The organism is Paraglaciecola sp. (assembly GCF_039942875.1).
In the GTDB taxonomy this organism is placed as follows: domain Bacteria; phylum Pseudomonadota; class Gammaproteobacteria; order Enterobacterales; family Alteromonadaceae; genus Paraglaciecola.
Genome location: NZ_JBDVBQ010000016.1, coordinates 106299 through 112763, shown reverse-complemented (window position 1 = coordinate 112763; position 6465 = coordinate 106299). Strand labels below are relative to the sequence as shown.

Annotated in this window: 6 protein-coding genes and 2 pseudogenes; 3 read left to right on the top strand and 5 right to left on the bottom strand. The window is 41.0% G+C overall.

The window, feature by feature from the left end:
- Positions 1 to 361 (top strand): annotated as a pseudogene (locus ABJE44_RS04990) (integrase core domain-containing protein); the annotation flags it as partial.
- A 262-nt stretch (positions 362 to 623) separates the two neighbouring features.
- Here the strand turns inward: ABJE44_RS04990 and tnpA are convergent.
- The 4 genes from tnpA to ABJE44_RS04970 form a co-directional block, all read right to left on the bottom strand.
- Positions 624 to 1010, bottom strand: coding sequence for an IS200/IS605 family transposase (gene tnpA, locus ABJE44_RS04985; RefSeq protein WP_348113641.1), 387 nt, complete (start codon positions 1008 to 1010; stop codon positions 624 to 626).
- Positions 1011 to 1027: 17 nt separating this feature from the next.
- Positions 1028 to 1873: an IS66 family transposase gene (locus tag ABJE44_RS04980; RefSeq protein WP_348113466.1), complete on the bottom strand. Its 846-nt coding sequence runs from the start codon at positions 1871 to 1873 to the stop codon at positions 1028 to 1030.
- Positions 1874 to 1889: 16 nt separating this feature from the next.
- On the bottom strand, positions 1890 to 2339 hold the full coding sequence (locus ABJE44_RS04975) for an IS66 family transposase zinc-finger binding domain-containing protein (protein ID WP_348113467.1): 450 nt from the start codon (positions 2337 to 2339) through the stop codon (positions 1890 to 1892).
- Positions 2340 to 2769: 430 nt separating this feature from the next.
- Entirely contained in the window at positions 2770 to 3024 is a 255-nt protein-coding gene (locus ABJE44_RS04970) for a hypothetical protein (protein ID WP_348113468.1), read from the bottom strand.
- 366 nt (positions 3025 to 3390) lie between these two features.
- Here ABJE44_RS04970 and ABJE44_RS04965 point away from each other — a divergent pair.
- Positions 3391 to 3740, top strand: a pseudogene (locus tag ABJE44_RS04965) (integrase core domain-containing protein); the annotation flags it as partial.
- 79 nt (positions 3741 to 3819) lie between these two features.
- On the opposite strand, the gene ABJE44_RS04960 reads toward ABJE44_RS04965, so the two are convergent.
- Positions 3820 to 5277 carry an amidohydrolase family protein gene (locus ABJE44_RS04960; protein WP_348113469.1) on the bottom strand — a complete coding sequence of 486 codons (1458 nt, stop codon included), beginning with the start codon at positions 5275 to 5277 and terminating at the stop codon, positions 3820 to 3822.
- Between the two features lie 89 nt (positions 5278 to 5366).
- Between ABJE44_RS04960 and ABJE44_RS04955 the strand changes: the two genes are divergently transcribed.
- The gene (locus ABJE44_RS04955; RefSeq protein ID WP_348113470.1) at positions 5367 to 6440 is read left to right on the top strand and encodes a helix-turn-helix domain-containing protein; all 1074 of its coding nucleotides are present in this window, start codon (positions 5367 to 5369) and stop codon (positions 6438 to 6440) included.
- Positions 6441 to 6465 lie beyond the last annotated feature (25 nt).

Genomic DNA, 6465 nt, shown 5'->3' with positions numbered 1-6465 from the left:
AATGGCTTTTGAAAGTCGTGGTAGGCCTAAAAATGTCATGTTCCATAGCGATCAGGGGAGTCATTATACAAGCCGTCAATTTAGGCAGCATATATGGCGTTATCGGTTAACTCAAAGTATGAGCAGACGAGGTAATTGTTGAGATAATGCGCCAATGGAAAGATTTTTTAGAAGTTTAAAAACGGAATGGATACCAACAGCTGGCTTCACAAGTTTTAACGAAGCAAAAAACAGTATTACTAATTATATAATTGGATATTACAGCGAGCTAAGGCCGCATTCATATAACGGTGGTTTAACGCCAAATAAATCGGAAATGAGATACTGGAAATATTCTAAACCTGTGGCCAAAAAGACTTGACCACTACACTAGCTAATCAGTTGGGGTGCGAAGCGAAAGTCATTTTTGCCACAGAAAATATGCAAAATTCGAGCGTTAAAAGAATAAATTAAATCACTCATATTTTACAGGTTACAGAAGTTTTTACAGACCAACTATATCCAGTGCAATCGGAATTTTATTTGCGTGAAGAGTAACCGTCTGGCAATCACACCTAGTCTTTAGTAAATCACCATGGTAGCAGTTGCTCGATATAAAAAACTCGGCCGCAAGCGACCGAGTTTTAAAACAGCCCCAACTGCTTGGCATTCTTTTCTTTACTATCCAGCTCGATTAGTTGGTTTTGAACATATTTCCTGACCGTCTCTTCATTAGCGTTACCGATGACTTCCACGAAATAGCTTTGCGTCCAAAGCTTACCGCCCCCAAAATATCGTTTCTTAATATCTGGATACAACTTAAAAAATTCTCTCGCTGAGATACTTTTTATAACTTGCATCACATGACTAGATGCTATTCTCGGTTCACCTTTGATAACCATATGAATATGATCGTCTGGGATTTCTAACTCTTGAATATCAAAATCATAGTCATACCCAATCTTGTGAATAATCGCCTTCATCGACCCGCGATAGGGCTCCACAAATATTTTGTGCCGATACTTTGGTATTCAAACAAAGTGATACATTAACCGGTATACGTGATGTGTTCAAGTAGGTGCCGCATATAGTCGAACGGCGTCAGCCCATTCGCTTTTGATGTTTCGATAATGCTGTACAGTATAGCGCTGGCCTTCGCGCCTTTGGCTGTTTGACTAAACAGCCAGTTCTTTCTGCCTATAACGAAGGGCTTGATTGCCCGCTCAGCTCGATAATCGTCGATGCTCAGTTGACCATTTTGCGTATATTTGTTGAGTTTATCCCATTGATTTAAGCTGTAAGTGATGGCTTCGCTTAGTTTGCTTTTTGCTAATACTTGCGGCTCTGATTTTACCAACCATGCTTCGGACTGCTTGAGTAATATGGTGCTCTTTTCCTGTTTTATTGGCTGCTGCTCTTCAGTTGTACTCGCTTTGATTTGCGTTTCAATCCGATACAGTTTTTGAATATGGTTCATTGCCCAGTCGGCTCTACCACTAGATTGTTTGCCCTGTACGATTTTCGCTTCAACGAATTTACGTCTCGCATGCGCCCAGCGCCCTGCGAGCGTATCTTGGGTTTTCTGATAGCCTGCATAGCCATCCACTTGCAGATAACTGCTGTAACCTTGTAAATAATCCCCGGCACATTGACCCGCACAATTTGATTGATAGTCGTAAAGCACGGTGTTTGGAATATCGGTATTTGGTAATGCACCTTCAGACGAGTCTGCGCCTGATATGTACACCCACATATAACATTTGGCTTTGTTTTCGCTCACCACTTTTAGGGTGGTTTCATCGGCAGCAATAACTGGTTGGCTCAGTATCAATTCGTGCAAACGGTCATATAGCGGTGTGAGAAGATCAGCGCACGTTATCATCCAATCAACCATAGTTTGACGATTGAGTTCAATGTCCTATTTTTAAACATGGCTTCTTGGCGATACAGGAGTAGCCAAATTGACATTTACTGGTGATTATGTGACTGAGTAAGCACGGTGTTGCATACCCTTTGGGGATAACTGAAGGCGGCCCCAAGGCTTGTTTGATGTGATTCTTAGTACCTTCTTTTTCACACACTCGGCACGCATATTTAGGGCGTACATGCTCAATCACTTTGACTTGGGCAGGGATAAACTCAAGCTTTTCAGCCCTGTCTTCAACTATTTCTTCGGTTTCATTAAACAACTCCCCCTGACCAGGACGGCCTTCACTACTTACACCAAAACGTTGTTGTTGGGCGAGGCGAAACTGCTCTTCCTGAAACTGGTTTCGGCTTTCTAGTTTGTTAACCTGCTTTTCAAGCTCAAGGATGCGTTGTTGATAGTCGTGTTCGTTCATGGCACTAACATGCCACATTAAACACTTGATTTTATTACTTTATTTAGATTGAAACGTGAACGTTAAATGCTACTTATGATCGTAGGTTCTAACCCAGAAGCAGCGTAATCCAAGGTGCGATGTCCAACAATATCATAGCCACCGAGCAACCATTTTAACTGCTGTTCGTTTAATTTAGTGTGTTTAAGTTCGCCACACTTAGGCCATTTGAAGCGTTGTTTCTCCAATTGTTTGTACCATAATGGTAAACCAGTTTTATCCTAGTATAATAGCTTAAGCTTGTATTGTTTTTTGTTGCAGAAGATAAATAATGCACCGGAAAATGCATTTAATACCAGTTCACTTTCGATAATCGCCAACAAGCCATTAATCAACATGCTCAAAATGCAAATAAATATCATCTGACTCCACAAACATTCTCATGATTGCAGTGCCTTAACCAAAGTGGCTAGCAAGGAGTTGGAAACGATAACGAAACCTCACCGAGTCTAACAGAGACTGATGGCTGAATAGTTTTGTCGATATCAGGCTTGCTGGCTTTGACAAACCGAGGTGGGTTATCTGGTTCTTGTAATTGACCACGAAATTTATAGAAACTCGAAGTGCTTAGCCTGAGCATTTTACAGAAATCAACAATACTTAACTCGCTAGATTGCTGTTGGGTAATCAATTCTCGCCATTTTTCTAGTGTTTTATGCTTCATAATACTTGCACCTAATTTATTCGGACGCAGATATGTCAAACCAAGAGCAACTGTCAACTGTTATTACCATCTTTGAGCAATGGCGTAGCAATAAAAATGGCCAACGAGAGGCCATTTCCGAACACTTGCGTCAGCAGGCTGTTTTATTACTCGTGCACTGTTCTTCCAGTGCTATCACTTCCGCGTTGCGGATAAGCAGCGCTCAATTGAAGCAATGGCGCGGCCTTTTAGCACCTGACAACACCGAATTTGTCAACTTGACGTTAGTCACGGAGAAACACTTTGGTAAGCTCAGAAGTAGCTGATGCGCAACAACGTCTGGAATTATGTTTTCACAATGGCGTACAGCTATCACTTTCAGGGCTGTTATTGATCGATAGAAGCACAGAGTATTGTTGGCAAGTTGACCGTCATGATTACCAGCTTTATTTGGCTATCAATGACATTTACCACACCAAAACAAATGTCATGTCACCTCAGACTAACGGCTTATATGAACGTTTCCACTGGACTATTCTGAATGAGTTTTATCAAATCACATTTAGGGAAAAACTATATTTGACGATGGAGGAGTTACAAAAAGATCTGGACGATTGGATGGATTCCTATAACAATCATCGAACTCATCAGGGCAAAGTGTGCTGCGGACGAACATCGTTGGTCACATTACTTGATGGAAAAAGGTTTGGGCAGAAAGGATTTTAGCTCAAATCTAAACTGACAGCACCATTTGAAAAATGGGTGACTGTCAGATCAAGTCTGAGCGACTACAAGTAAATACCTTAGTTACGTTTTCTATTTCGCGGCTAAACTCTCACGATCAATCGCGAGGCCATCGATGAAAACAGTCTGAATACTGTTATAGGCTTGCACGTCTACTAATGGGTTTTCGTTCAAAAGCAGTAAGTCAGCTTGCATGCCTTCTCTAATGGCACCTATGCGATTTTGCACGCCTAATAGCTCTGCATTTCGAATAGTTAATGATTTGAATAGTGTTTTTAAGTCAACTCCTGTTCTTGCCCAGGCTTGAATTTCTCGAAACCCATTTAAGCCTGGAAATTGTGTGTAAATTGGCCCACTAGGTGTGTCGCTACCAAATACAAGATTGACATTGTTTTCTAATAAAGAGTGTACGCCTTGCCTAAGTGTTTGAAAGACATGGTCGTATTTCTTTTTCATGGTTTCATGTTGTTTGTTATTTTGAAGGTTGAGAACGTTTGAACTTAGAATTTTTTTAAACCATTGCCCACTCTCACTTTTGTACCAATTAATTAAAGAGGAGGGTATCGCTGAATGAGCCTCCTCGCTTGAAAAGAATGAGTGGTCAAATAGATCGAGTTCGCCCTCTACTACAGTCAAGGTAAGTTGTACCGAAATATCTTGGTGTGCAATATCTTTAATTAGCGGTTTAATGTCATTCCCATTGCTATGCCATAAGCCGTGAGCCAAAACGGAAACGTTGGTTTGTGATGCAAATTGATACGCGTCTGTAGAGTTGGCGTGTAGAAAAAGTGGCATATTTTCCTGACTTGCGTATAGCTTGAGCTCGCGTATTAAATCTAGGTCTGGTACAGGTAAGTTTTTTTTAACCCCAAAGCCCTTTTCGTAGAATGTTTTTATACAGATAGCACCTTCTTTTTTTGCTTTTTTCACAAGGTGCTCTGGTAGATGTTCTTTTACCGGATAGTCTGCCGGGTATTCGTCGGATTGATTTTTGTCATAGAGCAAGTAGCTAGCCATGGGGGAACTCAATTGGGACGCTGCTTCTCCGCTGTAAACAATAGGGTATCCATTCAAAATGGACATTGCTGTACAATAAAGAGCTTCAGGCGCATAAACTTGAGCGTTCCACTGACTGACAAAACTGGAGTAGCTTGCCAGATCCAATACGGTTGTGAACCCAAAGTAAAGGTAGCTTCTGGGAATTTGCTTAGCTCCGTCTCGTTGTAATTCTTGATCTTTGACGGAGTCTACTCTTAGCCCTGGTACACCTTTTAGATGCACGTGTGAGTCAATTAAACCTGGTATAAGATATTTTCCCTGTCCATCAATGATGTGATCGGCTTGAGTATCGAAATTGCCGATTTTGGAAATGATTTCGTCAATAATAAGTATATTCTTTGGTTGCTCTAGTAGCTCAGCATATTCGTTAATAATTGTTACATTCTTTATTAGCGTGGTTTCTGCTTGAGACCCATTTGTGAAATAAAGGCCTAAGAGACCAATTAAGCGTAGTGTATATGTGGTGAACATGTTTTATCCTTGTTGTAAAATAAGATACCTATAGCACCTCGGCAAGAATTTTTTTGCGACGCAAAACGCGTTTTAGGACTAGTTTATTTATGGAAATGCCGCTTAGCACCCTGTTTTTAACCAATACTCTGATTTGTGCATTGCTCGCATCGCACTTAATCATCAGGCCGATTAAGTCTGAGCATACTGCTGTATTAGGTAGTTGTTATTCCTTGGTTGCGCTGTTGCATGTGTTGGGTTATGTCTTTTTGATTTCAGGAGTGTGGCAAGTTGGGGCGCTAAGAGCGATAGCCGCTACGTTGCTTGGGCCGCTGTATTACTACTATTTCCAAATGGTGCTCTCACCCCATAAAGTTCAGATTAAACGAATAGCGCTTCACTGCCTTCCAGCAGTCTTTGTTACATTGGCGCTTTTTGGTAGATTTACTTTTCTAATGAACTGGGTTGATCCGTTGCTGTTGCTCAGTTTTTGGGGCTACTTAGGGTTGACGATTAATGAGCTGGTTAAGTCAAAAGCAGAACTAAAATCCACAAAGACTATGCCGATGGTGTTTCAATGGTTGAGGCTATTAGTGGTGACTCTTGCGGTTAATGCATTTGTTGAGTTATTGATTGTTTGGGAGTTAAGCACAGGTAAGTTGTTAGCAGAATCAGTGTTTGCTATTCTTTTCGCGTTGATGTTTTTAGTAACTAATATGCTTACTCTTTATTGCGCTTTGCAGCGTCACCCTCTGTGGGATTGGATGTTGGAAACACAGTCTAATATACGATTTGATCGAAACAAAACAAAGCAAGTATCTGACGCAACAACCGCACTGATCAAAAAATTCACTGAACAATTGAATGAACTTGAATGGTTTAAAGTCGAATCGGGTTTTACTATTGCGATGGCAGCGAGCGAGTTAGGAGTCTCTCAGCGTCAGTTATCAGAAGCGATAAATACCGAAACGGGGCAAAGTTATTCCCAGTTTATGAACAAGCGTCGTGTAGACGAGGCCGTCAAAATAATTCGACAAAATCCAAAGAAGCCACTAACAGCCGTTATCTATGATTCTGGGTTTAGAACAAAGTCAAGTTTTAATCGAGAGTTCGCAAATCTCATCGGAGTAACACCAAGCGAGTTTCAGAAAATTCTGACACTAGATGTAGAAATTCAAACTTGATCTGACAGATACCGGTATATCAACA

Excerpts from the sequence above, each read along its gene's own strand:
- ABJE44_RS04955 (WP_348113470.1), top strand. The coding sequence starts at position 5,367 with ATGGAAATGCCGCTTAGCACCCTGTTTTTAACCAATACTCTGATTTGT.
- ABJE44_RS04980 (WP_348113466.1), bottom strand. The coding sequence starts at position 1,873 with ATGGTTGATTGGATGATAACGTGCGCTGATCTTCTCACACCGCTATAT.
- ABJE44_RS04975 (WP_348113467.1), bottom strand. The coding sequence starts at position 2,339 with ATGTGGCATGTTAGTGCCATGAACGAACACGACTATCAACAACGCATC.
- ABJE44_RS04960 (WP_348113469.1), bottom strand. The coding sequence starts at position 5,277 with ATGTTCACCACATATACACTACGCTTAATTGGTCTCTTAGGCCTTTAT.
- ABJE44_RS04970 (WP_348113468.1), bottom strand. The coding sequence starts at position 3,024 with ATGAAGCATAAAACACTAGAAAAATGGCGAGAATTGATTACCCAACAG.